This is a genomic window from Nonomuraea sp. KM90 (genome assembly GCF_052246675.1).
In the GTDB taxonomy this organism is placed as follows: domain Bacteria; phylum Actinomycetota; class Actinomycetes; order Streptosporangiales; family Streptosporangiaceae; genus Nonomuraea.
Genome location: NZ_JBQQCB010000105.1, coordinates 1 through 24,855 on the forward strand (window position 1 = coordinate 1; position 24,855 = coordinate 24,855).

Annotated in this window: 18 protein-coding genes and 1 pseudogene; 14 read left to right on the forward strand and 5 right to left on the reverse strand. The window is 71.3% G+C overall.

Annotation, left to right across the window (positions count from 1 at the left end; genetic code table 11):
* The 8 genes and pseudogenes from ACTWPW_RS49520 to ACTWPW_RS49555 all read left to right on the forward strand — a co-directional run.
* Positions 1 to 332, forward strand: a pseudogene (locus tag ACTWPW_RS49520) (L-rhamnose isomerase); the annotation flags it as partial.
* Between the two features lie 346 nt (positions 333 to 678).
* The gene (locus ACTWPW_RS49525) at positions 679 to 1,716 is read left to right on the forward strand and encodes a LacI family DNA-binding transcriptional regulator (RefSeq protein ID WP_443172932.1); all 1,038 of its coding nucleotides are present in this window, start codon (positions 679 to 681) and stop codon (positions 1,714 to 1,716) included.
* Positions 1,717 to 2,040: 324 nt separating this feature from the next.
* Positions 2,041 to 3,354, forward strand: coding sequence for an ABC transporter substrate-binding protein (locus ACTWPW_RS49530; RefSeq protein WP_443172933.1), 1,314 nt, complete (start codon positions 2,041 to 2,043; stop codon positions 3,352 to 3,354).
* Between the two features lie 35 nt (positions 3,355 to 3,389).
* Complete coding sequence (locus ACTWPW_RS49535; protein WP_375114264.1) at positions 3,390 to 4,283, forward strand: carbohydrate ABC transporter permease; 894 nt, start codon at positions 3,390 to 3,392, stop codon at positions 4,281 to 4,283.
* Positions 4,280 to 5,107: a carbohydrate ABC transporter permease gene (locus ACTWPW_RS49540; protein WP_443172934.1), complete on the forward strand. Its 828-nt coding sequence runs from the start codon at positions 4,280 to 4,282 to the stop codon at positions 5,105 to 5,107. The genes ACTWPW_RS49535 and ACTWPW_RS49540 overlap by 4 nt, the downstream gene beginning before the upstream one ends.
* 11 nt (positions 5,108 to 5,118) lie before the next feature.
* Positions 5,119 to 5,913, forward strand: a complete 795-nt coding sequence (locus ACTWPW_RS49545; RefSeq protein WP_443172935.1) for an alpha/beta hydrolase family protein — start codon at positions 5,119 to 5,121, stop codon at positions 5,911 to 5,913.
* Between the two features lie 76 nt (positions 5,914 to 5,989).
* Positions 5,990 to 8,944 (forward strand): glycosyl hydrolase, encoded by a 2,955-nt coding sequence (locus ACTWPW_RS49550; RefSeq protein WP_443172936.1) that lies wholly within the window; start codon positions 5,990 to 5,992, stop codon positions 8,942 to 8,944.
* A 31-nt stretch (positions 8,945 to 8,975) separates the two neighbouring features.
* The gene (locus ACTWPW_RS49555; RefSeq protein WP_375114260.1) at positions 8,976 to 9,530 is read left to right on the forward strand and encodes a MarR family winged helix-turn-helix transcriptional regulator; all 555 of its coding nucleotides are present in this window, start codon (positions 8,976 to 8,978) and stop codon (positions 9,528 to 9,530) included.
* 24 nt (positions 9,531 to 9,554) lie between these two features.
* Here the strand turns inward: ACTWPW_RS49555 and ACTWPW_RS49560 are convergent, their stop codons facing one another.
* The 3 genes from ACTWPW_RS49560 to ACTWPW_RS49570 form a co-directional block, all read right to left on the reverse strand.
* Positions 9,555 to 10,532: an aldo/keto reductase gene (locus tag ACTWPW_RS49560; protein WP_375114259.1), complete on the reverse strand. Its 978-nt coding sequence runs from the start codon at positions 10,530 to 10,532 to the stop codon at positions 9,555 to 9,557.
* Positions 10,533 to 10,534: 2 nt separating this feature from the next.
* Positions 10,535 to 10,921 (reverse strand): DUF2255 family protein, encoded by a 387-nt coding sequence (locus ACTWPW_RS49565; RefSeq protein WP_443172937.1) that lies wholly within the window; start codon positions 10,919 to 10,921, stop codon positions 10,535 to 10,537.
* Positions 10,922 to 11,164: 243 nt separating this feature from the next.
* A complete protein-coding gene (locus ACTWPW_RS49570; protein WP_443172938.1) occupies positions 11,165 to 11,914 on the reverse strand; it encodes an MmyB family transcriptional regulator in 750 nt (249 codons plus the stop codon).
* A 204-nt stretch (positions 11,915 to 12,118) separates the two neighbouring features.
* Between ACTWPW_RS49570 and ACTWPW_RS49575 the strand changes: the two genes are divergently transcribed.
* Complete coding sequence (locus tag ACTWPW_RS49575) at positions 12,119 to 14,881, forward strand: TIM barrel protein (protein ID WP_443172939.1); 2,763 nt, start codon at positions 12,119 to 12,121, stop codon at positions 14,879 to 14,881.
* A 5-nt stretch (positions 14,882 to 14,886) separates the two neighbouring features.
* Here ACTWPW_RS49575 and ACTWPW_RS49580 read toward each other — a convergent pair whose 3' ends face one another.
* Complete coding sequence (locus ACTWPW_RS49580) at positions 14,887 to 16,830, reverse strand: oxidoreductase (protein ID WP_443172940.1); 1,944 nt, start codon at positions 16,828 to 16,830, stop codon at positions 14,887 to 14,889.
* Positions 16,831 to 17,034: 204 nt separating this feature from the next.
* Here ACTWPW_RS49580 and ACTWPW_RS49585 point away from each other — a divergent pair, with 204 nt between their 5' ends.
* The 5 genes from ACTWPW_RS49585 (at position 17,035) to ACTWPW_RS49605 (ending at position 22,476) form a co-directional block, all read left to right on the forward strand.
* A complete protein-coding gene (locus ACTWPW_RS49585) occupies positions 17,035 to 17,880 on the forward strand; it encodes a shikimate dehydrogenase (protein ID WP_375114254.1) in 846 nt (281 codons plus the stop codon).
* Positions 17,881 to 17,890: 10 nt separating this feature from the next.
* Complete coding sequence (locus tag ACTWPW_RS49590; protein ID WP_443172941.1) at positions 17,891 to 19,615, forward strand: bifunctional sugar phosphate isomerase/epimerase/4-hydroxyphenylpyruvate dioxygenase family protein; 1,725 nt, start codon at positions 17,891 to 17,893, stop codon at positions 19,613 to 19,615.
* A 9-nt stretch (positions 19,616 to 19,624) separates the two neighbouring features.
* Positions 19,625 to 20,287: a TetR family transcriptional regulator gene (locus tag ACTWPW_RS49595; RefSeq protein ID WP_443172942.1), complete on the forward strand. Its 663-nt coding sequence runs from the start codon at positions 19,625 to 19,627 to the stop codon at positions 20,285 to 20,287.
* A 114-nt stretch (positions 20,288 to 20,401) separates the two neighbouring features.
* On the forward strand, positions 20,402 to 21,703 hold the full coding sequence (locus ACTWPW_RS49600; protein WP_443172943.1) for an MFS transporter: 1,302 nt from the start codon (positions 20,402 to 20,404) through the stop codon (positions 21,701 to 21,703).
* The gene (locus ACTWPW_RS49605) at positions 21,700 to 22,476 is read left to right on the forward strand and encodes an N-acyl homoserine lactonase family protein (protein WP_443172944.1); all 777 of its coding nucleotides are present in this window, start codon (positions 21,700 to 21,702) and stop codon (positions 22,474 to 22,476) included. Before ACTWPW_RS49600 ends, ACTWPW_RS49605 begins: the two co-directional genes overlap by 4 nt.
* 179 nt (positions 22,477 to 22,655) lie before the next feature.
* Here the strand turns inward: ACTWPW_RS49605 and ACTWPW_RS49610 are convergent, their stop codons facing one another.
* On the reverse strand, positions 22,656 to 24,725 hold the full coding sequence (locus ACTWPW_RS49610) for an outer membrane protein assembly factor BamB family protein (RefSeq protein ID WP_375114249.1): 2,070 nt from the start codon (positions 24,723 to 24,725) through the stop codon (positions 22,656 to 22,658).
* Between the last annotated feature and the right edge of the window lie 130 nt (positions 24,726 to 24,855).

The following is a 24,855-nucleotide window of genomic DNA, read 5'->3' on the forward strand; positions in this document are numbered from 1 at the left end:
ATGAGGTGGCGTTCATGCTGGATCAGTGTCACAACATCGAGCCGAAGATCCCGGGTCAGATCCGTTCGGTGATGAATGTGCAGGAGGCGACGGCCAAGGCGTTGCTGGTGGATCGGGAGGCGCTGGCCGCGGCTCAGTCCGCGGGTGATGTGCTGGGTGCGAACGCGGTGTTCATGGACGCCTACAACACCGACGTGCGGCCGTTGCTGGCGGAGTTGCGTCAGGAGATGGGGCTGGCGCCCGACCCGATGGTGGCCTACGCCAAGTCCGGATATTTCGAGAAGATCGCCGCCGACCGGGTCGGCGGCGAGCAGGCCGGCTGGGGCGCCTAGCCGCGGGCCTCACCAGCCGTGGATCGTGCCGTCCTGTTGATCGGCAGGTACGCCGCCTCGTACGGGTGCGCGCGCCGAACCGGGCGGCCGGCTCGCGCTCGGAAGGCGGCTTGGCGCCCACCTGGATCTCGCCGGATCGGATGTCGTGCTCCAGCTGACGCGCGATGCGCTCGGTCAGCAGCCCCGGTGGGACTGTGGCACGTCCTGGCCCATCGGTGCCGGCAGGTCGGTGGGCATGCGCCGAGGATGCAGGAGGTCCCCTGCGGCGATATCGCGGTCCGTGACCGGTACCGGCTCGGAGATCCCGGGCTCGTACAATCGGACCACGCCTCGGAAATGGAGCTTCATGGTCACGCCTGGTCGCCGACGACGAGTGACGATCGCCGACGTGGCGAGCCACGCCCAGGTCTCCGTCACGGCGGTGTCCAAGGTGATCCGCAACGCCTACGGCGTCAGCCCGGCCATGAAGGACCGCGTCAAGACGGCCATCGAGGAGCTCGGCTACCGGCCGCAGGCCGTGGCCCGGGGGATGCGCGGCCGCACCTTCACGATCGGCCTGGTGCTGCCGCACATCAGGAACCCGTTCTTCGCCGACATCCTCGACGGCCTGACCGCCTACCTGGAGGACACCCAATACCAGGCGTTCATGATCCAGGGCGGCGCCACCAGGAAGGTCGAGCAGCGGGCGGTCGACGCCCTGATGGACCGGCAGGTGGACGGCATCATCATGGTCGCGCCCCTCGCCTCGAAGGCACGCCTGGAGGAGGTGGCGAAGGAGAAGCCGACCGTGGTGCTCGCGCGTCACGAGCGGTCGTCCTACTACGACTCGGTGTTCGACGACGACGAAGCGGGCGCCGAACTGGTCGTGAACCACCTCATCGAGCTGGGGCACCGCCGGATCGCGCACATCACCCACCAGGACGACAGCATCGCCCGGCCCGCCGATCTACTGCACAACATCCGGTCGGCGACCTACGAACGCGTCATGACCGAGCACGGGCTCGCCGGCGAGATCGCGGTCGCGACCAGCTTCTACAACGAGCAGGGCGGCTACGACGGCGCCCGCGAGCTGCTGGGCCGCACAGCGCGCCCGACGGCGATCTTCGCCGGAGCCGACCAGGCGGCGCTCGGCGCGCTCGCCGCGGTCCACGAGGCCGGGCTGTCCGTGCCGGCGGACGTCTCGGTCGCCGGCTACGACAACACCCACCTGGCCGCTCTGCCGAACATCGCGCTGACCAGCGTCGACCAGGACGGCGGCGAGATGGGCCGGGCCGCGGGCAAGCTCCTCCTGGAGCGCGTCGAGGGGCGCATGACACCGGTGCGCTTCTCCGTCACCCCGAGCCTGGTCGTCCGCGGCTCCACGGCCGCGCCACCCACCGCGTAGCCCGGCTCCGGAAACCTAGCCCGGCTCCGGACACCCACCGGCTCGCGCCCGTGCGGGCGTTCCCGGCCGGCGGGCGGCCGCCGCGTGCCCCCCGCCCTGCCGGATGTTCGGTCCAGGGTGCGCGGCGGCAGCTCATCGACCGCTGTCGCTCCACGGGAGGTCAGCGGGGAAAACGTTACTCGTACGACTCAATCAATAGCGATTTCATCAGCGAAAAGCCTGGAAACCGTTACCCAAATCGAGTCTTGACACCCTTTCACGTAACGCCTACGTTAACCGCATCGGGGAATCGCTTAAAACGATTCAATAACCCTGGAGGGGTGTGTGAAGACCTCCCACCGCACGCTTGCCGCGGCCCTGGCCGTGCTCGCGACGGCGGCCCTTACCTCCTGCGGCTCCGGCCCCGGCTCCGACGCCGGGCCCGCGGCCGACGGCACCGTGACCCTGTCCTTCATGACCGGCAGCGACCAGTCGACCGTGGACACCTCCAAAGCCCTGGCCAACGCCTTCATGAAGGCCAACCCCACCATCAAGGTCGAGATGGAGCACCAGCCGGGCGGCAGCGAGGGCGACAACATCGTCAAGACCCGGCTGTCCACCGGCGAGATGACGGACGTGTTCTGGTACAACTCCGGCTCGCTGCTGCAGGCGCTCAACCCGGCCCAGACCCTCGTCGACCTCACCGGCGACCCGGTACTGGCCAATGTCCAGCCCGAATACCTGCCCGTCGTGACGCAGGGCGGCAAGGCGTACGGCGTCCCCGCCACCACGCTGACCGGCGGCGGCATCCTCTACAACCGCAAGGTGTACGAGCAGCTCAAGCTGGAGGTCCCCAAGACCTGGGCCGAGTTCATGGCCAACAACGACAAGATCAAGGCGGCCGGGATCACCCCGGTGATCAGCACCTTCAAGGACACCTGGACCTCGCAGATCTTCGTGCTCGCCGACTTCCACAACGTGCAGGCCGCGGTGCCGAACTTCGCGCAGGACTACACCGCGGGCAAGGTCAAGTACGCCACCACGCCCGCCGCGGCGGGCGGCTTCCAGCACCTGGCCGACGTGCACGCCAAGGACCACCTCAACAAGGGCTTCGGCTCGGCCACCCTCGACCAGGGCCTGAAGATGCTGGTGGAGGGCAAGGGCGCGCACTACGCGATGCTCAGCGGGCTGCTGCCGCCGCTGCTGGCGACCTACCCGCAGACGGCCACCGACGTCGGCCTCTTCGGCATCCCCGGCAACGACCCGGAAAAGAGCGGCGCCACCGTCTGGGAGCCGAACGCCATCTACATCGCCAGGACCACCGAGAAGCTGGACGCGGCCAAGAAGTTCCTCGCCTTCGTCGCCTCGCCGGCCGGCACGGAGGCGGTGACCGCGGCCGTGCGGCCGTCCGGCCCGTACCGCATCAAGGGCTCCAAGCTGCCCGACGACGCCATCCAGGTGGCCAAGGACCTGCAGGCCTACATCGACCAGGGCGCCACCACCCCCGCCCTGGAGTTCCTGTCGCCCATCAAGGGCCCGTCGCTGGAGCAGATCACCGTCGCCGTCGGCTCCGGGCTGACCTCGGCCGCCGAGGGGGCCGCCCAGTACGACAAGGACGTGGAGAAGCAGGCCAAGCAGTTGGGGCTCGCGGGGTGGTGACGAGGCAACACGCCGGGTCCCGTACGGGGCCCGGCGTGGCTCCCGGGCAACGGCACGCCCGCCCGGCGGCCAGGCGCAGGTCGGCCTACCCGTACGCGCTGTACGCCCCGGCCGCCGTCGTCTACCTGGTGATCTTCCTGGTGCCGACGGCCATGGCCTTCTACTTCGCGCTCACCCGCTGGACGTTGTTCGACAGCACCTTCGTCGGCCTGGAGAACTTCCGCGACTTCCTGGCCGAGCAGAACCTGCGCATCGGCTTCCAGAACACGATCGTCTACGCCGTGGTCACCAGCGGCCTGAAGGTCGTGCTGGGGCTGCTGCTCGGCGTGCTGCTCACCTCCCGGCTGCGGCTGCGCGGCCTCCTGCGCTCGGTGGTGTTCTTCCCGGTGCTGGTGTCCACCGTCGCGGTCGGCATCACCTTCAGCGCCCTGCTGCGCCCGGACACCGGCCTGGTCAACCGGGCCCTCGCCGTGGTCGGTATCGACGGCCCCGACTGGCTCGGCGACGCGAACTCGGCGCTGCTGTCGGTGGCGCTGGTGGACGTGTGGAAGGGGGTCGGCCTGGCCACCGTCATCTACATCGCCGGGATCATGTCGATCCCCCGGGACTACTTCCAGGCCGTGGCGGTGGACGGCGGGGGCGCCTGGCACCGGTTCCGGCACGTCACGCTGCCGCTGTCGTGGCCGGCCACGTACTCGGTGATCATCCTGTCGTTCATCGGCGGGCTGCGCTCGTTCGACCTGATCTGGACGATGACCCGCGGCGGGCCCGGCTTCACCAGCGACACCATCGCCTCGATCATCTACAAGCAGTACCAGGCCGGGTTCTTCGGCCTGTCCACCGCGGGCAACGTGCTGCTGTTCCTCGTCGTCACCGCCATCGTCGTCCCGCTCAACTACTTCCTCGGCAGGAGGCAGGTCGCCGCATGAGAACGCTGAAGAGGCTCAGCGCCGAGACGCTCGCGCTGGTCCTGGCCACCGTGATCTTCCTGGTGCCGTTCTCGTTCATGCTGCTGACCGCGGTCAAGGACCGGGCGCAGGCCGCGGATCTGGACTTCGCCTGGCCGGCGAGCTGGCCGGTCGTCGAGAACTTCCTGGACGTGGTCGAGGCGCGCGACTACGTGCTGCTGCGGGCGTTCGTCAACAGCACCGTCCTCACCGTGTCCTCCGTGGCGCTGATCGTCGTCTTCGCCGCCATGGCCGCGTTCGTGCTGCAGCGCCGGGCGGGCAGGATCGGCTCGCTGGCGAACTTCCTGGTGCTGTCCGGGCTGATCATCCCGCCCGCGATCGTGCCCACGATCTGGCTGCTGCAGGGGATCGGCCTGTTCAAGACGCTGCCCGGGCTGATCCTGGTCGAGGTCGCCTACGGGCTGTCGTACGCGGTGCTGCTGTTCCGGGCGTTCATCGCGGCCGTCCCGCGCGAGCTGGACGAGGCCGCCCAGATCGACGGCTGCACCGGGCTCACCCTGTTCTTCCGCGTCATCTTCCCGCTGCTGCGGCCCGTCACCATCACGGTCATCCTGACCACGTCGGTGGCCGTCTTCAACGACTTCGTCAACCCGCTCTACTTCACCCCGGGCGACGAGAACGCCACCGTGCAGGTCACCCTCTACAACTTCCAGAGCCAGTACAGCACCCAGTGGAACCTGCTGTTCATGGACATCGTGCTGATCACGATCCCGCCGCTGCTGCTGTTCGTCCTCTTCAACCGCAAGATCGTCGCCGGCATGACCGCCGGCGCCATCAAGGGATGACGGGCGGTCCGATGATCCACGCTCACGAGTTCCGGCATGAAGGGCTGACGCTGCGGGCCACGGTGCACCTTCCTTATGGCGACCGGCCCGCGACCGTCTGGCCGGCCGTGGTGTTCGTCCACGGGTTCGCCAACAACCGGATGGAGAGCCGCTCGTTCGTCCTGATGGCACGGCAGCTGGCGGACGCCGGCTGCGCGTCCGTCCGGTTCGACCTGTCCGGGCACGGTGAGAGCGACGGCGACTTCTTCGACGTCACCATCACCGGCGAGATAGCCGAGACCCGGTCCGTCGTACGCGCCGTGCGCGGCTCCGACTTCGCCGACCCCGACCGGATCGGCCTGGTCGGGATGAGCATGGGCGGTGTCGTCGCCGGGATCGTGGCCGCTGAGGAGCCCGGCGTCCGCGCCGCGTGCCTGTGGTCGCCGGCCGCCGTCGCCCCCTTCGAAGTTGGCGCCGGCCACCTCAAGGGCCGCGACATCGGCGCCGAGATCGGGGAGCGGGGCTACTTCGACGCCGACGGCCACCGGATGAGCCCGGCCCTGGTCGCGGACATCGCCGGCCTCGACGTCTACGGCCGGTCCCGCCCCTACACCGGGCCCGTCCGCATCATCCACGGGGACCGGGACGACATCGCGCCCGTCTGCTACGCCCGCCGCTACCTCGACCACTACGACGGCAACGCGGAGCTGGAGGTGGTCGAAGGCGCCGACCACGGCTGGTCCACCGTGCCGCACCGCAGCCGGCTGCACCGGTCCACTCTGCGGTTCTTCCTGAAGACCCTCTTGTGTCCGAAGGACACTTTTTAGTTTCCTCAGGACATTGCTTATGAGTGCGGCGCAATCTAAGTTCTGTCCCATAGCGATCTCACCTCCAGGGGGACACATGTCACTTGACGACCTCACCCGGCTGGTCGCCGTCCCGTCCGTCGAGTTCCGGCCCGAGTTGCGCTGGTGGCTGGCCGAAGGGCTGCACACCGACGAGACGCTGGTACGCGAGATCGACACCGCGCACAAGCTCGGTTTCGGCGGGATGGAGTTCCTCGCCATGGACGAGGAAGGCATCGACCACGCCCGCTACGGCTGGGGCTCGGAGGAGTGGACGCACGACTCCCACGTGGTCGTGGAGGAGACGACCAGGCGGAGCATGGCGGTGAGCTTCACCTCCGGCACGAACTGGGCGAACGCGAACCTCCCCACCATCCACCCCGATCACCCGGCCGCCGCGCAGGAACTCGACGTGGTCACCGAGGACCTCGGCCCCGCCGGCTCGCGCCGCGGGCCGCTCCCGCGCGTGGACCTCGACGCCGAGCCGCCCGTGACCCACATTCCCGGTCACCGCGGCAAGGTCACCGAGCAGCATCTGGTGGCCGTCGTGGCGGCGCGCGTGCTGGAGACCACCCAGGCGGGCACGATCCTCGACCTCGAATCCGTCTCTGACCTCACCGGCCAGGTGCGCGACGAGACGCTGGACTGGCAGGCCCCGGCCGACGGCGACTGGCGGCTGTTCGTGCTGTGGACGCACGGCACCGGGCAGACCGCCTCGCCCTCGGCGTCGGTCAACTACACCGTCAACTACCTGGACCGGGACGGTGTCGAGGCGGTCATCGACTACTGGGACACGGTCGTGCTCACCCCGGAGCTGCGCGAGCGGATCGGCCGCAACCCGCGGGTGCAGATGTACATGGACTCCCTGGAGCTGTCGACCTACGGCGCCGGTGGCCTGTTCTGGGGGCGTACCGTCGCCGCGGAGTTCCGCGCCCGCCGCGGCTACGACATCACTCCATGGCTGCCGTTCCTGCTGCGCAGCGTGCCGTTCATGGCGGTCAGCACGACGTACCACTACGACGTGCGCGAGGAGCACCGCGGCACCGTCGAGAAGGTGCGCTTCGACTACGTGCGCACGCTCACCGACCTCTACATCGAGAACATGCTGCGCCCGTTCGCCGCGTTCCTGCACGGGCACGGGATCGGGCTGCGCGCCGAGATCAGCTACGGGCTGCCGTTCGAGCTCACCCGGCCCGGCCCGGAGGTCGACGGGATCGAGAACGAGTCCCTGGAGTTCGGCGCGCAGATCGACGCCTACCGCCTGATGGCCGGCCCGGCCCACCTGTTCGGCAAGCAGTACTCCTCCGAGACCGGCGCGACCACCCGCAACCACATCCTCGACCACCGCTTCTACGACCAGATCATCGCCACCCAGCTCGCGGCCGGCATCACCAGGACCGTGCTGCACGGCTGGGCGAGCACCGCGGGCGCGCCCGGCGCCACCACCTGGCCCGGGCACGAGGGCATGTGGTCGCGCTTCTCCGAACGGTTCGACACCCGCCAGCCCGCCGCCGAGTTCTACCCGCTGTGGAACCAGGCGATCGGCCGCTACCAGGCCGTCCTGCGCCAGGGCCGGCCCCGCATCGACGTGGGGATCCTGCGTACCGACCACTTCACCGACAACACCTGCGGCGTGGCCCTGTACGACGAGGAGGGCCGGCGCATCCCGGACGAGGACGCCTACGGGCGCAGGTGGATGCGCGACCGGCAGAACCACTGGTGGCAGGACCTGGGCATGCAGGACGCCGGATGGACCTACGAGTTCTTCGACGGATCACTCCTGCTGCGCGAGGAGGTCTCGTTCGCCGGCGGGCTCGTCCAGCCCGGCGGCCCCGGCTACCAGGCGCTCATCGTCTACCAGGAGACCCTGGACGCGGACGTGGCGGCCGGGCTCCTGCGGTGGGCCCGCGACGGCCTGAAGCTCCTCGTCGTCAACGGCGCCCGCGAGCTCAAGTGGCTCGTCGCCGGACAGCACACCACCCACCACCGGGCCGCCGCGCGTACCCCGGGACTGGACGGCCGCGACGACGAGCTCGCCCGGACGATGGCGGCCCTGCGCGCCCTCCCGAACGTCGCCGAGGTGCACGATCCCGCCCACACCGTCGGCGCGCTGCGCGAGCTCGGCGTCACCGGACGCGCCGAGTTCACCGCCGACAACCCCGACGTCCTGAGCCACCTGCGCGAGGACGGCGACCTGCTGCACCTGTACCTGTACCACTTCCGCTACGAGAGCGGCGAGCCGACCACCGTCGAGGTCGCCCTGCCGGGCACCGGCGCCGCCCACCGGATCGACGCCTGGACCGGCGACCTCCGGCCCCACCGCGGCGTCCGGCACGACGCGGGCCGCACGATCGTCACCGTGACCCTGGCCCCCGGCCAGACGGCGCTGCTCACCCTCGACCGCTCGGCGGCGCAGCCCGCCGGCTCCGACCCCGTCACGCCCGAGCCGGTGCGGGAGATCGACGAGTGGACGATCGCCGTCGAGAGCTGGGACGCCGGTGAGGTGGAGGTCATCACCGAGGACCGCGGGCTCGGCTACGAGACCCGCGAGGAGCGGCCCCGCACGGCCGTCACCCGCCTCGACGCCGGCCACGGCCCGCTGCGGCCGTGGAAGGACCTGCCCCAGGTGGGCCCGGAGGTCAGCGGCGTCGGCGAGTACACCGCCACCTTCACCCTCGACCGGGTCGCCGGGGCCAGGTATGTCCTCGACCTCGGATCGACCGCCGGGGCCCTGGGGTCCGTGCGGGTCAACGCGGGCGCGGTCAAGGGCTTCGACACCTCCCTGCCCCGCGTCGACGTCACCGCCGACCTGCGGCCGGGCGAGAACACGGTCACGGTCCGGGTCTCCAGCTCGCTGAACAACCGGCTGCTCGCCCGCGGCTACTACGACGGCGTGCCCGACGTGGTCGCGTCCTTCACCGGGGCCGACGAGACGCAGCGGACGACGGTCCACGAGCACGGGCTGCTCGGACCGGTGCGGCTGCTGCGTGAAGCGGAGGCGGCCGGCAAGTAGGGTTTCGGGAAGCCGGAACGCACAAGCAGAGGTGAGGCGCATCGTGGCCCGCGCGCAACGCTACGAGCTGGACGACCAGGACATCGACCTGTCACCCGTCATCGCGCCCGACCCCCTGGACCCGAGGGTCTCCTTGACCTCGATCATCCACTGGGCCGACAGTCTCCCCGTGCGGCTGTCCGTCATGACCGCCGTCGACTTCCCGGTGCACGACGTGTCGATGTTCCTCGTCGTCAACCAGCTCAGCTACCGGGGAGCGATGCGCCCGAGCGAGCTCGCGGAGACCCTGGGCATGGGACGGGCGAACATCTCCAAGATCGCTCACCGTCTCGACACCGCGGGCCTCATCCTGCGGGTGCGCGAGCCCTCCGACGAGCGCAGCGTGCTGCTCGCGCTGACTCCCCGCGGCCGGGAGATCGGGGAGCGGATCATGACACACGTCCGGCGGACCTTCGACGAGGCCCTCGCCCACTGGAGCGAGGAGGATGTGACCGACCTCAAACGCCTCCTCGCTCGCCTGGCCCGCGACACGGTGTGGGTGCGGCAGGCGCCCCGGGCGCGCATCGCGCCAGGACGAGCCCGATGATCGCGGGCTGATCCTCGGGGGGCCTCAGCGTTGGATCATCCGCATCTGCTCCTCGTTGTGGTCGTCCCCGGCGGCCGGGGGCAGGTTGTCCAGCTTGGCGAGCTGGTCGGCGGTCAGCCGGACGGAGTCGGCGGCCACGTTCTCCTCCACCCGCGAGACCCGCTTGGTGCCGGGGATCGGGGCGATGTGCTCGCCCTTGGCCAGCAGCCAGGCCAGCGCGACCTGCGCCGGGGTGACGCCCGCCGCGGCGGCGACCGCCCGCACCTCGTCGGCCAGGGCCAGGTTGCGCCGGAAGTTCTCGCCCATGAACCGCGGGCTGGTCCTGCGCCAGTCGGTGTCGTCGAACTCCTCGGGCGAGCGGATCGCGCCGGTCAGGAAGCCGTGCCCGAGCGGCGAGTACGGCACGAAGCCGATGCCCAGCTCGCGCAGCACCGGCAGCACGCGCTGCTCCACGTCCCGGGTCCACAGGGAGTACTCCGACTGCACGGCGGTGACCGGGTGCACGGCGTGGGCGCGGCGGATCGTCTCCGGCCCGGCCTCGGACAGGCCGATGTGGCGGACCTTGCCCTCCTCGACCAGCTTGGCCAGGGCGCCGGCGGTGTCCTCGATCGGGGTGTCCGGGTCGACGCGGTGCTGGTAGTACAGGTCGATGTAGTCGGTGTCCAGGCGCCGGAGCGAGCCCTCGACGGCGGTGCGGACGCCGGCCGGGCTGCTGTCGAGGCGGCCGGGGCCGCGCCCGGTGTGCGAGATCATGCCGAACTTGGTCGCCACGACGACCTGGTCGCGGCGGCCCTTCAGGGCCTTGCCGACGAGTTCCTCGTTGGCGTAGGGGCCGTAGACCTCGGCGGTGTCGAGGAAGGTGACGCCCAGGTCCAGCGCGCGGTGGATGGTGCGGACGGACTCGGCGTCGTCGCTGCCGGCGCCGGTGTAACCGAAGGACATGCCCATCGCGCCCAGGCCGATGCGGGAGACGTCCAGGTCTTTCAGGGTGGTGTGCCTCATGATCACCTTTCGGGGACGAGTCTGATCGTCGCGTCCCGTGAGCCGGGGTTGACGACGCCGTCGATGATGTTGGCGCCGTAGCGGCGGTACTTGGTGCGGTAGACCTCGTCGATCTGGTCGTGGACGGCCGCGTCGGCGGGTCCGGCGTCGGCGAAGGTGACGTCCGCCTCGACGCCGCCGGCCGAGATGCGGCCCTGGCGGCGGGTCTGGGTACCGCGGTACCAGGCGCCGGACCGGCCGTTCATGCAACGGACATAGAGCTCATCACCTACGCGGACCACCCATATCGTCACGGGTGGGCGCAGCGTGCCGTCCTCGCGCCGGGAGGCGAGCTCCAGTTCCTCGGCGTAGCCGATCGTGCTCAGTTCGTCGCCGGTCCAGGTAGCCATCGCGGACGCCTCCTTCGGGTCAGGGCTGGACGTGGACCTACCCGCGCCCGGTCTCAACCGGGTGACCGGCACGCCTGGCGGAGGTCCGTTGTCGGTAAATCCATGCCTCATGGATGCCGGGCGATCGGGCCGACGTCTTCCCTGGTCAACCCCCATGAAAGCCGCTCGCTCGGTCATGCGGCAGGGCCTGCCGTTACAGGTAGTGGCAGAACCCCCCAGTCCGCCGGCGGGGATGGGCACGGGTCAGGCCTGGTCCTGCGCCCCGGCGAGGTCCTGCGTGGCCGCCCAGCTGGCGAGCATCTTGAGCCCGTCGGCGGTGGGGCTGCCGGGGGTGGCGGTGTAGACGTTGAGGGTCAGGCCGGGCTCGGATGGTAGCTCCATCGATTCGAAGTCGAGGTCGAGCTGCCCGACCACCGGGTGCCGCAGCCGTTTCCGGCCGCTGCGGTGGAACCGCACGTCGTGGGAGGCCCAGCGCTGCCGGAAGATCTCGCTCCGCGTCGACAGCTCGCCGACCAGCTCGATCAGCGCCCGGTCGTGCGGGTGGCGGCCCGCCTCCAGCCGGAGCATGGCGGCGGCGTCGTCGGCGACCCGGTCCCAGTCGACGAAGAACTCGCGCGCGGCCGGGTCGAGGTAGACGAACCGGGTGGTGTTCGCCGGGCGGCGCGGGTCGGCCAGGACGGGGGAGTAGAGTGCGCGGGCCAGGCGGTTCATGGCGATGAGGTCGTGGCGGCCGTTGCGTACCCAGGCCGGGGAGTCGGTGACGGCGTCGAGCACCTGCTGGATCACGGGCCGCACCGTGGTCGGCGGCGTGTGGGGGCGGCGGGGGTCCGGACCGGCGCTCCGGGCCAGGGCGAACAGGTGCTCACGCTCGGCCTCGTCCAGTTGCAGGGCGCGGGCCAGGGCGTCCAGCAGTCCCGCCTGCTCCGGGGTGATGCGCGCCCGGCGTGAGCTGAGAAACTCGCGGACCTCGGCGCGGTGCTCGATCTGGCCCATAACCCCAGGGTAGGCAAGGTGAACGCGGCGAAGGAGGTAAGGCCGTTACCCCTCCCGCGGCACCCGGAGCACCGTCCCCGGGCTGCCTGCCAGATCAACTGATCCACACAGCGGACCGCGTTGCCCCTTTCGCCGTGGGCGCGCAGGGCTTATAAGTAAGTATCTAGTTCGTTCGTTAATCGACGCCAGGAAGGTGGGACGCCCATGCTCACCGCCGACCACGGCATGGCAACCCCTGTCAGCCGCCGCCCCGCGAGCCCTCCCCTGGCACTCGCGACGGTCTGCCTCTCCGGCACCCTGGAGGACAAGCTCGTGGCCGCCGCCGCGGCGGGCTTCGACGGGATCGAGATCTATGAGGACGACCTCATCGTGTCGAGCTGGTCACCGAGCCGGATCCGGCAGGAATGTGCCGACCTGGGGCTGTCGATCCACCTCTACCAGCCGTTCCATGACTTCGAGGCGGTGCCGCCCGAGGCGTTCGAGGCCAACCTCCGCCGGGCGGAGCGGAAGTTCGACGTGCTGGAGCACCTCGGCGCGCGCACGCTGGCGGTCTGCTCGACGACCTCCACGAGCGCGCTGGACGACGACGACCTCGCCGCGGAGCAGCTCCACACGCTGGCCGGCCGGGCCGCGCGGCGTGGCCTGCGCATCGCGTACGAGGGCCTGGCCTGGGGCCGGTTCGTGAACACCGTCGAGCACGCCTGGCGGATCGTCCGGCTCGCCGGGCATCCGGCGCTCGGGCTGTGCCTCGACAGCTTCCACCTGTTCGCCCGGGGCGACGACCCCGCCTGGATCCGCGCCGTGCCCGGTGCGAAGGTGTTCCACCTGCAGCTCGCCGACGCGCCGCGGCTGAACATGGACGTCCTGGAGTGGAGCGAGCACCACCGGCTGTTCCCCGGGCAGGGCGTCTTCGATCTGACCGGCTTCGTCGGCCACGTCCTTGCCACCGGGTACGACGGCCCGCTTTCGATCGAGGTGTACAACGACGTCTGCCGGCAGGCGGATCCCCGGCACGTCGCCGTCGACGCGATGCGCTCGCTGCTGTCGCTGGAGGAGACGCTCGGCCCGGTGGCGGCCCGCGAACGCATCCAGCCGGCCGGCCTGCCGCCGGCCCCGCCGCTCGACGGTCACGTGTTCACCGAGCTGGCCGTGGACGAGATCTCCGGCCCGATCGTGGCGCGGGCGCTGGCCGCGCTCGGGTTCACGCACACCGGTCAGCACCGCTCCAAGCCGGTGCAGCTGTGGTCGCAGGCCAAGGCCCGGATCCTGCTGAACTTCGCACCGCAGCGGACAGTGCCGCCGGGCACTGCGGCCGTCTGCGCGCTGGCCGTGGAGAGCGCTGACCCAGCCGGCTCGGCCCGCCGGGCCGAGCGGCTGCTGGCGCCCGTGTTACCCCGCGCCCGGCGGGTGGAGGAGGCCGACCTCAACTCCGTGGCCGCACCCGACGGGACCGCCGTCTTCTTCTGCCGTACGGGCGGGGACGACAACTGGCTCGACGACTTCGCCCCCACCGGCCGCACGGCCCGCGGCGAGGGCCTGCTGACCGGGACCGACCACGTCTCTCTCACCGAGTCGGTCGACGACTTCGACCAGGCCGCGCTCTTCTACCGTTCGGTGCTCGGCCTGCAGGCGACGCAGACCACCACGCTGCCCGCGCCGTTCGGGCTGATCCAGAGCCGGGCCGCGACCGATCCGGCGCACCACGTACGGATCAGCCTCAACACCGCGCCGCTCCGGCGGGGCGACTGGTCACCGGCGGTGCCGAGCCCCCAGCACATCGCCTTCACCACCGACGACGCCATCGCCGCCGCGAAGGCGATGCGGGCGCTCGGCGCGCCGCTGCTGACGATCCCCGACAACTACTACGACGATCTCGACGCCCGCCTGGCGCTGCCGCGGGAACTCCTCGCGGAGATGAGGCGGCACTCCATCCTCTACGACCGCGACCAACACGGCGAATACCTGCACTTCTACACCGAGATGCTCGGCGCGCGGATCTTCTTCGAGGTGGTGCAGCGCGTCGGCGAGTACGCCGGCTACGGCGCGGCGAACAGCGCGGCGGTGCGCATGGCCGCGCACCGCAGGCGCCGGCTGAGCACGCTGCGGGAGCCGTCCGCCCTGGCCGGTGGCGATCACGACTACTCGTTGGCGCATCTGACGGCGCTCAGCCTGTCTCCGCCCGAACTGGTGAGCGCCGCCGCCGACGCGGGCTACCGGTACGTGGGCCTGCGCATGACCCGGGTCACCCCGCACGAGCCGCACCACCCCCTCGCCACCGACCCCGCCCTGATGCGCGCGACCAAGGTCCGCCTCGCGGCCACGGGAATCGAGGTGCTCGACATCGAGCTAGCCCGGATCGCGCCCGATGACGACCCCGCGGACTTCCTGCGCTTCCTGGAGGCCGGAGCCGAGCTCGGGGCCCGCCATGTCATCACGCAGCTCCCGGACCCCGACTTCGCCCGCAAGACCGACCGGTTCGCGCGGTTGTGCGAGCTGGCCGGGCCGCTCGGTCTCACCGTCGATCTCGAGTTCCCGTCGTGGACCCAGACGCCCGACCTCGCCGGAGCCGTCCGCGTCCTGCGGGCCGCCCGGCAGCCCAACGCGGGAATCCTGGTCGACCTGATCCACTTCGCGCGCTCCGGCTCCAGCGTGGCCGATCTCCGCGACCTGCCGCCCGAGTGGTTCCGCTTCGCCCACGTCTGCGACGCGCCGGCCGCGGCGCCGGCCACGCAGGAGGAGATCATTCATGCCGCCCGCTTCGAGCGCCTGTTCCCCGGCGAGGGTGGCATCGACGTGCACGGCATCCTCGGCGCCCTGCCACCCGGGATCCCGTACGCCCTGGAGATCCCCCGGGCCACGCTCGTGGCGCAGGTGGGCGCCAAGGAGCACGCCCGCCTCGCGATCACCGCGGCGCGCCGCCACCTCGACGCGGCCGCCCGGCGAGCGGGCCCGACCGAGGCGGCGTAGCGCGATCAAGGGGCGTCGCACGCCTGCCCGATGGTGCGGGCCACCTCCTCCGCCGCCAGGAAGCACCGGTGGATCGACCCGCCGCTGCCCCCGGCGTCCCCGATGACGTGGACCCCGAGCCGCGGCCGCCGGGCCTCGCAGGCCGCGAGCAGGCCGGTGCGCGGGGCGACGCCATGGGAGATCAGCAGGGGCCCGGCGGCGGGCAGCCACTCTTCGTGGCCGTCGGACCGGACGAGCAGGCGGTCGGCTTCGACGGACGTGATCGCGGTCTCCGGCAGGATGCGCACCTTCGGGTTCCCGGTGAGCCGCGGGACCATGAGGATCTTGGCGCGGCGGCCGACGTCGGGCGCGAGGCTCGGCTGGGAGCCGATGAGCAGCACCTCGGCCCCGCCCGCGGCGAGGTGGTCGGCGACGGCCACCCCCTCGCGGTCGGCGCCCCAGATGACGCAGGCGCGGGGGACGTCCTCGCCGAGCGCGAGCCAGCGGCGCACGTCGAAGACGTGCGGCAGGCCGGCGCCCGGGACGTCCGGCAGGCGGCCGGTGCCGCCGGTGGCCAGCACGACGGCGTCCGCCTCGTGCCGCGCGAGCACCTCCGCGGTGACGGGGACGCCGGTGCGGACGGTGACGCCGAGCCGGTCCAGCTCGGCGGTGCACCGCTCCAGGATGCTGTGATATTCCGGATACGCAGGGAGGCGGGCGGCGAGCGCGAACTGGCCACCGACGTGCCCCGCGCGTTCCAGCACCCGCACCCGGTGGCCCTGCCCGGCCAGCCGCCGGGCCGCCTCCAGACCGGCCGGGCCCGCGCCGATCACCAGCACCGACGCCTTCTTCGAGGGGGTGTTCGGCGCGCCGAGGTGCTCCCGGCCCGCCCGAGGGTTGACCGAGCAGGGGATCGGCTCGCCGGTGCCGAGCTGATCGATGCAGTGGTTGCAGGCGATGCACGGCCGGTAGGGCCCGCCGGTCAGCGCGTGGCGGGGAAAGCCGGGGTCGGCGTGGAGCGTACGGGCCAGGGAGACGAAGTCGGCGCGGCCACCGGCCACGATCGCCTCGGCGCTCTCCGGCGTGCTGATCCGCCCGGCGACGCCGACCGGCAGCCCCAACGCGCGGTAGCGCTCGGCGTACGGGGCGAGCAGGCCGCGCTCCCACTCGCCGGGCTGGATGATCCACTGCCCCGCCTCGTACGACCCGGCCGAGACGTCGAGGAAGTCCAGCAGGTCCAGGCGGGCGCGGGAGATCAGCTCGAAGGTGCGCTCCGCGCTCAGGCCGCCCTCGAACCCCTCGTGCGCGGAGACCCGCAAACCGACGGCCACGCCGGGTCCTGCCCGCTCCCGGACCGCCTCGACGACCAGGTCGAGGAACCGGAGGGGATCGGCGAACTCGTCGGTACGCAGGTTGAAGGCCGGGGAGAGGAACTGGTGCACGAGGTAACCGTGCGCGCCGTGGATCGAGATCACGTCCACACCCGCCTCGCGGCAGCGCCGGGCACCCTCCCCGTAGGCCTCGACCAGCTCGTACACCTCCGCGGTGGCCAGCTCCAGCGGCAGCTCGCCACCAGCCGGCAGGCAGGGGACGGGGGAGGGGGCGACCGGGCGGAACCCGCTGACCGCGCCCTGGGCCGTGCGGCCCCCGTGGTTCAGCTCGACACCGAACAGAGCGCCCTCGGCGTGCACGGCGGCGGCCAGCCGGGCGAGGCCGGGGACGCGGGCGTCGACGTCGACGCCCATCTGGCGCAGCCGGCCCCTGCCGTCCGCGCGCACGTAGGCGGCCTCGGCGAACACCAGGGCGGCGCCGCCGCGCGCCCGCCGGGTCAGGTATTCGACGTAGCGGTGGGTGACGGTGCCGTCGATCTCGCAGTAGTTGCGCTCCATCGGCGCCGAGACGAACCGGTTGCGCAGGCGTACGGGGCCCAGCGCCAGCGGCCGTCCCACGGCCGGCCCGTCCCAGCTCATGATCGTGGTTCCTTCCAAGAGTACGGACTAGATAGTTCACAAAGCTGGGCCAGCGGCGCGGTGAAGTCAAGGGGGAGATCACTTCCGCGCCAACCGCCGCGGATTGCCCGCTAGCCACCTAACTCACTAGTACGTACATTAGGAGGGCCATGTCACGAGCCAAGCGCTCACGCGGCTGTCGTACCTGCTTGAAAGGAAGAAGTGATGGATTCGTTCCTGATCGGGTTGATCGGCTCGGGCATCGGCCCCTCCTTGAGCCCGCCGCTGCACGAGCAGGAGGCCGTGCACCACGGGTTGCACTACGTCTACCGGCTGCTCGACATCGATCGCGTGGGCGGTGACGTGGGCGAGCTGGTCCGTACGGCGCGGCGCTACGGCTACGACGGGCTCAACGTCACCCACCCCTGCAAGCAGGACGTCATCCCGCACCTGGACGAGCTGTCGCCGGACGCCCGCATGCTCGGCGCGGTCAACACCGTGGTGTTCGACGGTGAGCGGGCCATCGGCCACAACACGGACTGGACGGGCTTCGCCGAGTCGTTCGCGCGGGGCCTGCCCGACGCGCCCGCCCACCAGATCGTGCAGCTCGGCGCCGGGGGAGCGGGGGCCGCGGTCGCGCATGCGCTGCTCACCATGGGCGCCGACCGGATCACCGTGGTCGACTCCGACCCGGCACGGGCGCGCGCTCTCACCGGTGAGCTGGCCGCCCGCTTCGGGGCCGAACGGGCCCATCACGCCGGTCCGGCCGAGCTGCCGGAGCTGCTGGCCCGGGCCGAAGGGCTGGTGCACGCGACCCCGACCGGCATGGCCCGGCATCCGGGCCTGCCGCTGCCGGCCGAGCTCCTCCACCCCGGCCTGTGGGTGGCCGACATCGTCTACCGGCCGCTGGAGACCGAGCTGCTCAAGCAGGCGCGGGCGCTCGGCTGCCGGACGCTGGACGGTGGCGGCATGGTCGTCTTCCAGGCCGTGCACGCGTTCAGGCTGTTCACCGGCCGGGAGCCGGACGCCGAGCGGATGCTCGCCCACCTGACCGACCTCATCGCCGTCTGAAGGAGGAACCGTGCGCAAGTCCATCGCCACCGTGTCGGTGAGCGGCACCCTGGCCGAGAAGCTGGCGGCCATCGCGGCCGCCGGGTTCGACGGGGTGGAGATCTTCGAGAACGACCTGCTGGCCTGCCCGCTGCCGCCGGAGGAGGTCCGGGCCAGGGCCGCCGACCTGGGCCTCGGCATCGACCTCTACCAGCCCTTCCGCGACTTCGAGGCGGTGCCCCCCGAGATGCTGGCCCGGAACCTGCGCCGGGCCGAGCACAAGTTCCGGCTCATGGAGCGCCTCGGCGCGGACCTGCTGCTGGTCTGCTCGAACGTCTCGCCCGCCGCGATCGGCGACGACGAGCTGGCCGCCGAGCACCTGCGGCTGCTGGCCGAGCGGGCCGCCGAGCACGGGATCCGCATCGCCTACGAGGCGCTGGCCTGGGGCCGGCACGTCAACGAGTATCTGCACGCCTGGCGCGTCGCGCGGCTGGCCGACCACCCCAACCTGGGCGTGTGCCTGGACAGCTTCCACATCCTCTCGCGCGGCTCCGACCCGATCGGCATCGAGGCCATCCCCGGGGAGAAGATCTTCTTCCTGCAGCTCGCCGACGCGCCGCTGCTGGCCATGGACGTGCTGCAGTGGAGCCGCCACTACCGCTGCTTCCCGGGGCAGGGCAACTTCGACCTGGCCGGGCTCGTCGCCAGCGTGCGGCGCACGGGCTACGCCGGGCCGCTGTCGCTGGAGGTGTTCAACGACGTCTTCCGCCAGGCGTCGGCCGAGCGCACCGCGCTGGACGGCATGCGCTCGCTCATCGCGCTGGAGCAGGACCTGAACGGTGCGGCGCAGCCGGCCGTGCCCGCCGGTTTCGCCTTCGCCGAGCTGGCCGACACCGGCGCGCTCGGCGGGATGCTGGCCGCGCTCGGCTTCGCGCGTACCGGGACGCATCCCACCAAACCTGTCGAGCTGTGGGAGCAGGGCGGCGCGCGCCTGCTGCTCAACGCCACGGGCGCCGACCCTGCGCTGATCGCCATCGGCCTGGACGGCCCCGATCCCGCCGGCGCGGCCAAGCGCGCCGAGTCGCTGCTCTCACCGGTCCTGCCACGCGAGCGCGCCCCGGAAGAGGCCAAGCTGGAGGCGGTGGCCGCGCCGGACGGCACCGAGATCTTCTTCTGCGACGACGCCTGGCTCGCCGACTTCGCCCCCTCGGGACCCGTGCCCGGCCCGGTCACCGGCATCGACCACGTGGCCCTGACCCAGCCGTGGCACCACTTCGACGAGGCCGCGCTGTTCTACCGCAGCGTGCTCGGGCTGCGCCCGCAGGAGAGCCTGGAGCTGCCCGACCCGTACGGCCTGCTGCGCAGCAAGGCCATGTCGGGCCCCGACGGCGCCGTCCGCGTCGTGGTGAACATCGCCCAGGTCGGCGCCGACCTTCTCCCCTGGCAGCACGTCGCGCTGGCCTGCGACGACGTCGTGTCCGTCGCCCGCCGGCTGCGAAGGGAGCACCCCGGGCTGCTGCTGCCGATCCCCGGCAACTACTACGACGACCTGGAGGCCCGCCACGAGGTCGGTCCCGAGCTGCGCGACCTCGGCGTGCTCTACGACCGGGACGAGCACGGCGAGTTCCTGCACCTGTACACCGTCACCGTGGGCCGGGTCTTCTTCGAGATCGTCCAGCGGATCGGCGGATACGAGGGCTACGGCGCCGGCAACGCCCCCATCCGGCTCGCCGCCCAGCATGCGGAAGGTCATTAGGATGGGCGGGTGACCGCTCAGCCCGCGGCCCCCGAGCGCCGGCGGGACCCCGACCGCACCAGGTCGGAGATCCTCGAGGTCGCCCAGCGGGAGTTCGCCCGCCACGGCTACGCGGGGGCGCGGGTGGACGAGATCGCCGCCCGCATGCGCACGACCAAGCGCATGATCTACTACTACTTCGGCAGCAAGGAGCGGCTCTACGTCGCCGTGCTGGAGAAGGCCTACGCCGAGGTCCGCGAGATGGAGCGGGCGGTCCAGGTGGGGCACCTGGCGCCGGTGGAGGCCATCCGCACGCTGGCCGAGCTGACCTTCGACCACCACGACCTGCACCGCGACTTCATCAAGCTGGTCACGATCGAGAACATCCACCAGGCCGAGCACATCCGCACGTCGCGGCCCCTGGCCAACCTCGGCACGCCCGTGCTCGACCTCATCGAGGCGATCCTCGAAGCGGGCACGGCGAGCGGCGACTTCGTCACCTGCCTGACCCAGGGGGCCGACGCCGTTGACGTGCACATGCTGATCAGCTCGTTCTGCTTCTTTCGGGTGGCCAACCAGCACACCTTCGGCGCGCTGTTCGGGCGCGACATGAGCGCGCCCGAGCATCGTGCCCGGTTACGCGCGATGGTGGGGGATATGGTCGTGGCCTATGTACGGGGCTCGGGCGCCTGATCCTGGTCCGGACCCTTAATCCTGCGGCAACGCTCTTGTAATGTACGAACCGGTGAGTTAGTTTCCTGTCACCGCACTACCCCCCGATGTCGCTGTGAGGAGCATATTGTGACGGTGCAGGGCAAACCCCGCAAAGCGGCCATTGCGGCCTGGATCGGCAGCGCCTTGGAGTATTACGACTTCTTCATCTATGGCACGGCCGCCGCCCTGGTCTTCAACAAGATCTTCTTCCCCTCCTCCTCGCCCGCCACGGGGACGCTGCTGGCGCTGGCCACGTTCGGCGTGGGTTACCTGGCCAGGCCGGTGGGCGCCTTCGTGCTCGGGCACATGGGTGACAAGTTCGGCCGCAAGCGGGTGCTGGTCACCACGCTGGTGCTGATGGGCGGCTCGACGTTCCTGGTGGGCTGCCTGCCCACCTACGACGAGGTGGGCCTGCTGGCACCGGTCCTGCTGGTGGTGCTGCGCCTGCTGCAGGGCTTCTCGGTCTCCGGGGAGCAGGCCGGCGCCAACTCCATGACCCTGGAGCACGCGCCGGAGAACCGCCGGGCCTACTACACGAGCTTCACGCTGAACGGCACCCAGGCCGGCCAGATCATCGCCACCGCGATCTTCCTGCCGATCGCGGCCCTGCCCGAGGAGGACCTGCTGAGCTGGGGCTGGCGGGTGCCGTTCTGGCTGAGCGTGGTGGTGGCGGTGGTCGGGCTGGTCATCCGGCGCACGCTGGAGGAGACGCCGGCCTTCGAGCAGGAGGTCGCCACCAACAGCGTGCCCAAGGCGCCGCTGGCGGTGCTGTTCCGCGAGCAGTGGCGCGACGTGCTGCGGGTGGTCGTGGCCGCGGTCATCGCCTCGGTCAGCACGATCTTCACCGTGCACGCCCTGTCGTACGCGGTCAACACGATAGGCCTGGAGCGCGGGCCCATGTTGTGGGTCGGCGTGCTGGCCAACGTCGCCGCGGTGATCAGCATCCCGCTGTGGGGCAAACTGTCCGACCGGGTCGGCCGCAAGCCGGTCTTCGTCGGCGGGTCGCTCGGCTGCGCGGTGCTCATGTTCGCCTACCTGTGGTCGATCTCCGCCGGCAACTACGCGCTGATCTTCATCGCCGGCATCGTGATGTTCGGCGTGGTGCACAGCGCCACCAGCGCCGTCTGGCCGTCGTTCTACGGGGAGATGTTCACCACCCGGGTCCGCCTGTCCGGCATGGCCATCGGCACCCAGATCGGCTTCGCCATCGCCGGCTTCGCGCCCACCGTGGCCACCGCCGTGGCCGGCACCGGGCCCGAGAGCTGGCTCGGCGTCTCGATCATCACCGCGGTGGTGTGCCTGGTGAACGTGGCCGCCGTGGCCACCGCCAAGGAGACGTACCAGGTGCCGACCGCCCAGCTCGGGCTCAAGCCCGCCGGGCGGGTGAAGGTGTGAGCGGCTTCCGCGTCCACGCCGTACGCTACGCGCAGCGCGACGCCCGGCGCGGCGAGCACTTCCACGGCTACGAGCCCGGCGGCGAGAGCTCCCACCCGACCGCCTACTACGTCTGGCTGGCGGTCTCCGACGAGCACACGGTCGTCGTCGACACCGGCATCGCCCCGGAGCGGGCGGCGCGCGCCGAGGGCGTCGACTACCGCTGCTCGCCCGTCGAGGCCCTGGCCGAGCTGGGCGTCGCCGCCGAGTCGGTGGACCACGTGGTGCTGACCCACCTGCACTACGACCACACCGGCACCGCCCACGAGTTCCCCCGCGCCCGCTACGTCGTGCAGCAGGCCGAGCTCGACTACTGGACCGGCCCCTGGGCCGAGCGGATCGCGCGCGAGCGCTGGCTGCTCGACGACCACGACCTCGGCCACCTGCTCTCCGCCAGGAAGGACGGCCGGGTGCGGGTGGTGGACGGGGACGCGTTCGTGGTGCCCGGCCTGAGCGTGCACCTGGTCGGCGGGCACACGGCGGGCATGCAGGTGGTCCGGGTCGAGACCTCCCGCGGCCACGTGGTGCTGGCCTCCGACGCCAGCCACTTCTACGAGAACATCGAGGGTGACCGGCCCTTCCCGATCCTGCACAGCATGACCGGCATGTACGGCGCCTTCGACCGCATCAAGGAGCTGGCGGACGCCCCCGGACTCGTGGTCGCCGGCCACGACCCCCTGGTCCTGGAACGCTTCCCCCGGGCCACCCCCGACGTCGCCCTGATCGCCCCCTGACCGCTCGAACCCCGACCGGGCTCCCGCCACTTCCCCTTCCCTCATGGGGACCCCGGCCGAAGCGCGGCGGAGGGCGGGGTGCGGGTCCCGCCCAAGGTCTCCCGCCGATCCCCGTCCCTCGCCAAGGACCCCCGCCGGAGTGCGGCGGGGGTGTGGTGACGGGCGGGGACCCCGGAGGGTCAGGCGGGCAGGACCTCGATCTTGCCGGTGGGGCGCGGGCTGAAGGTGTCGTTGAAGAAGTACTCGCCCGGCTTGGTGAAGGTGTACTGGAACGACTCGCCCGGCTTGAGGCGGATGTCGAAGAGGCCCTCGAAGAACTGCGTGGCCCCGTGCACGTTGACGTTGTCGGCGGGGTTGACGAAGGTGACGGTGGTCCCGGCGGGGACGCGCAGGTGGGTGGGGGCCATGGCGTTGACGGCCGTGGACTCCTCCGTGCCGACCTGCCCGTTGGCGTAGACGCGGGCGAGCACCACGGTGTTGTTCACCGCGCTGCCGTCCACCGGCTGGCCGGAGACCGGGCGGCGGACCACGGGCGGCGGCGGGGTGTCGGCAGGCGGCACGGTGCCGCCGAGCTTGAAGGCCCACAGGTGGTCGCCGCGCGGGGCGGAGTTGCCGTACGGGATGCTGGTGCCGCCGGCGTAGACGGCGATGTACTGCTCGCCGTCGATCTCGTAGGCGATGGGGGAGCTGCTGACGCCGGCGCCGGTCTGCCAGCGCCACAGCTCGCGGCCGTCGCGGGCGTCCAGGCAGAGCAGGTTGCCGTCGGGCTGGCCGATGAACAGCAGGTCGGAGCCGGTGGTGAGGATGCCGTTGCCGTGGGCCAGCGAGTACGGCATGTTCTTCTTCCAGCGCACCCGGTTCGTCGAGGGGTCCACGGCCACGACGCCGCCGGTCATGTACTCGCCGGGCGGGCGCAGCCCGTTGGACGACTCGGTGAGGGAGTGGGCGGCGGCGACGTAGCCGAAGCCGGTGTAGACCAGGCGGGTGCTGTGGCTGTAGGACTGGTGGTTCCAGTCGGCGCCGCCGCCGTGGCCGGGGATGGTGAGGATCGGCTCGTCCCAGTGCGGGGTGTACAGCGGCCCGATCTTGTAGTTGGGCACGGCCCGGTGGGGCAGGCCGGGGATCTCGGTGCCGAGCGGCTGCCGGACAGGGGTCTGCTCGGTCCAGCCGCCCTGGCGCGGGAACGGCTGGGTGGGCCAGGTCTTCTGCCGGGGCTCCTGCGGCACGGGCACCTCGTCGATGCCCAGCGGGGCCGAGCCGTCGGCGCGGTCGAGGATGTAGTACATCCCGGTCTTGCTGCCGTACACGACGAGTTTGCGCGTCCGCCCCCGCACGCGGGCGTCGAGCAGGATGGGCGCCATGACGTTGTCCATGTCCCAGATGTCGTGGTGGATGGACTGGAAGTGCCAGCGGTAGGCGCCCGTCTTCAGGTCCATGGCGACGAGGGAGTTGGCGAACAGGTTCTGGCCGCCGCGCTCGGAGCCGTCCTGCGACGACTTGCTGCCCCTGACGTTGCCGAACGTCCAGTAGACCAGGCCCAGCTCGGCGTCGATGGCGCAGTGCATCCACGGCGTCGCCCCGCCGACCTGCCAGGAGTCGCCCTCCCAGGTGTCGCCGCCGATCTGGCCGGGGGCGGCCGTGCCCCAGAAGTGCCACACCAGGTCGCCGGTCTCCGCGTCGAAGGCCAGGGCGGCGCCGCGCGGGCCGTCGTTGGTGCCGCAGTAGAGCATGCCGTCGTGGTAGGTGACGGCGACCTTCTCCAGGTTGCCGTACCCGTTGTGCTGGCGCTCCCAGACCACCTGGCCGGTGCGCTGGTCGAGGGCGATCAGCCAGTTGTCGTTGGCGCAGGTGAACACCTTGCCCGCGCCGACCGCCACGCCGCGCCGGGTGACCGCGCCGCGCGTCTGGGCGTACTTCCAGATCATGGCCCCGGTACGGCCGTCCACCGCGACGACGTTGCCCAGCGCCGACTCGATGTAGAGCACGCCGTCCACGGCCACGGCGGTGCTCTGGCTGTTGCCCGCCATGAGCCCGCCCTCGATGTTGTTCACCCACGCGGCCCGCAGCCGCTTGACGTTGCCTCGGTGAAGGGCACTCAGCCGGCTGTAGTTCTGGTTGGCCAGGTTGCCGCCGACCTTCGGGAAGTTCCGGTCGGATCGGTGTACGGCGGCGGCGGCCGGGCTCTGCCCGGCTCCCGCGAGTGCGACGGCGGCGGCGGCGCCCGCGAGTAACTCTCGACGACGGACCATGACCATCCCTTCATGTTCCACTACGTGGACTGTTAGTGCCATTCAATGGTCGAACCATAAAGCGGTGTCCAGGGGCCGTCAATGGACCGTCTGATCCGCCTAGTGGACCTTGCTCAGGGCATGCTGCCGC

Bases quoted from the DNA above. Each gene is read 5' to 3' on its own strand.
- ACTWPW_RS49580 (WP_443172940.1), bottom strand. From the start codon at position 16,830: ATGAGCTGGGACGGGCCGGCCGTGGGACGGCCGCTGGCGCTGGGCCCC.
- ACTWPW_RS49525 (WP_443172932.1), top strand. From the start codon at position 679: ATGGTCACGCCTGGTCGCCGACGACGAGTGACGATCGCCGACGTGGCG.
- ACTWPW_RS49610 (WP_375114249.1), bottom strand. From the start codon at position 24,725: ATGGTCCGTCGTCGAGAGTTACTCGCGGGCGCCGCCGCCGCCGTCGCA.
- ACTWPW_RS49575 (WP_443172939.1), top strand. From the start codon at position 12,119: ATGCTCACCGCCGACCACGGCATGGCAACCCCTGTCAGCCGCCGCCCC.
- ACTWPW_RS49550 (WP_443172936.1), top strand. From the start codon at position 5,990: ATGTCACTTGACGACCTCACCCGGCTGGTCGCCGTCCCGTCCGTCGAG.
- ACTWPW_RS49565 (WP_443172937.1), bottom strand. From the start codon at position 10,921: ATGGCTACCTGGACCGGCGACGAACTGAGCACGATCGGCTACGCCGAG.
- ACTWPW_RS49540 (WP_443172934.1), top strand. From the start codon at position 4,280: ATGAGAACGCTGAAGAGGCTCAGCGCCGAGACGCTCGCGCTGGTCCTG.
- ACTWPW_RS49585 (WP_375114254.1), top strand. From the start codon at position 17,035: ATGGATTCGTTCCTGATCGGGTTGATCGGCTCGGGCATCGGCCCCTCC.
- ACTWPW_RS49560 (WP_375114259.1), bottom strand. From the start codon at position 10,532: ATGAGGCACACCACCCTGAAAGACCTGGACGTCTCCCGCATCGGCCTG.
- ACTWPW_RS49570 (WP_443172938.1), bottom strand. From the start codon at position 11,914: ATGGGCCAGATCGAGCACCGCGCCGAGGTCCGCGAGTTTCTCAGCTCA.
- ACTWPW_RS49545 (WP_443172935.1), top strand. From the start codon at position 5,119: ATGATCCACGCTCACGAGTTCCGGCATGAAGGGCTGACGCTGCGGGCC.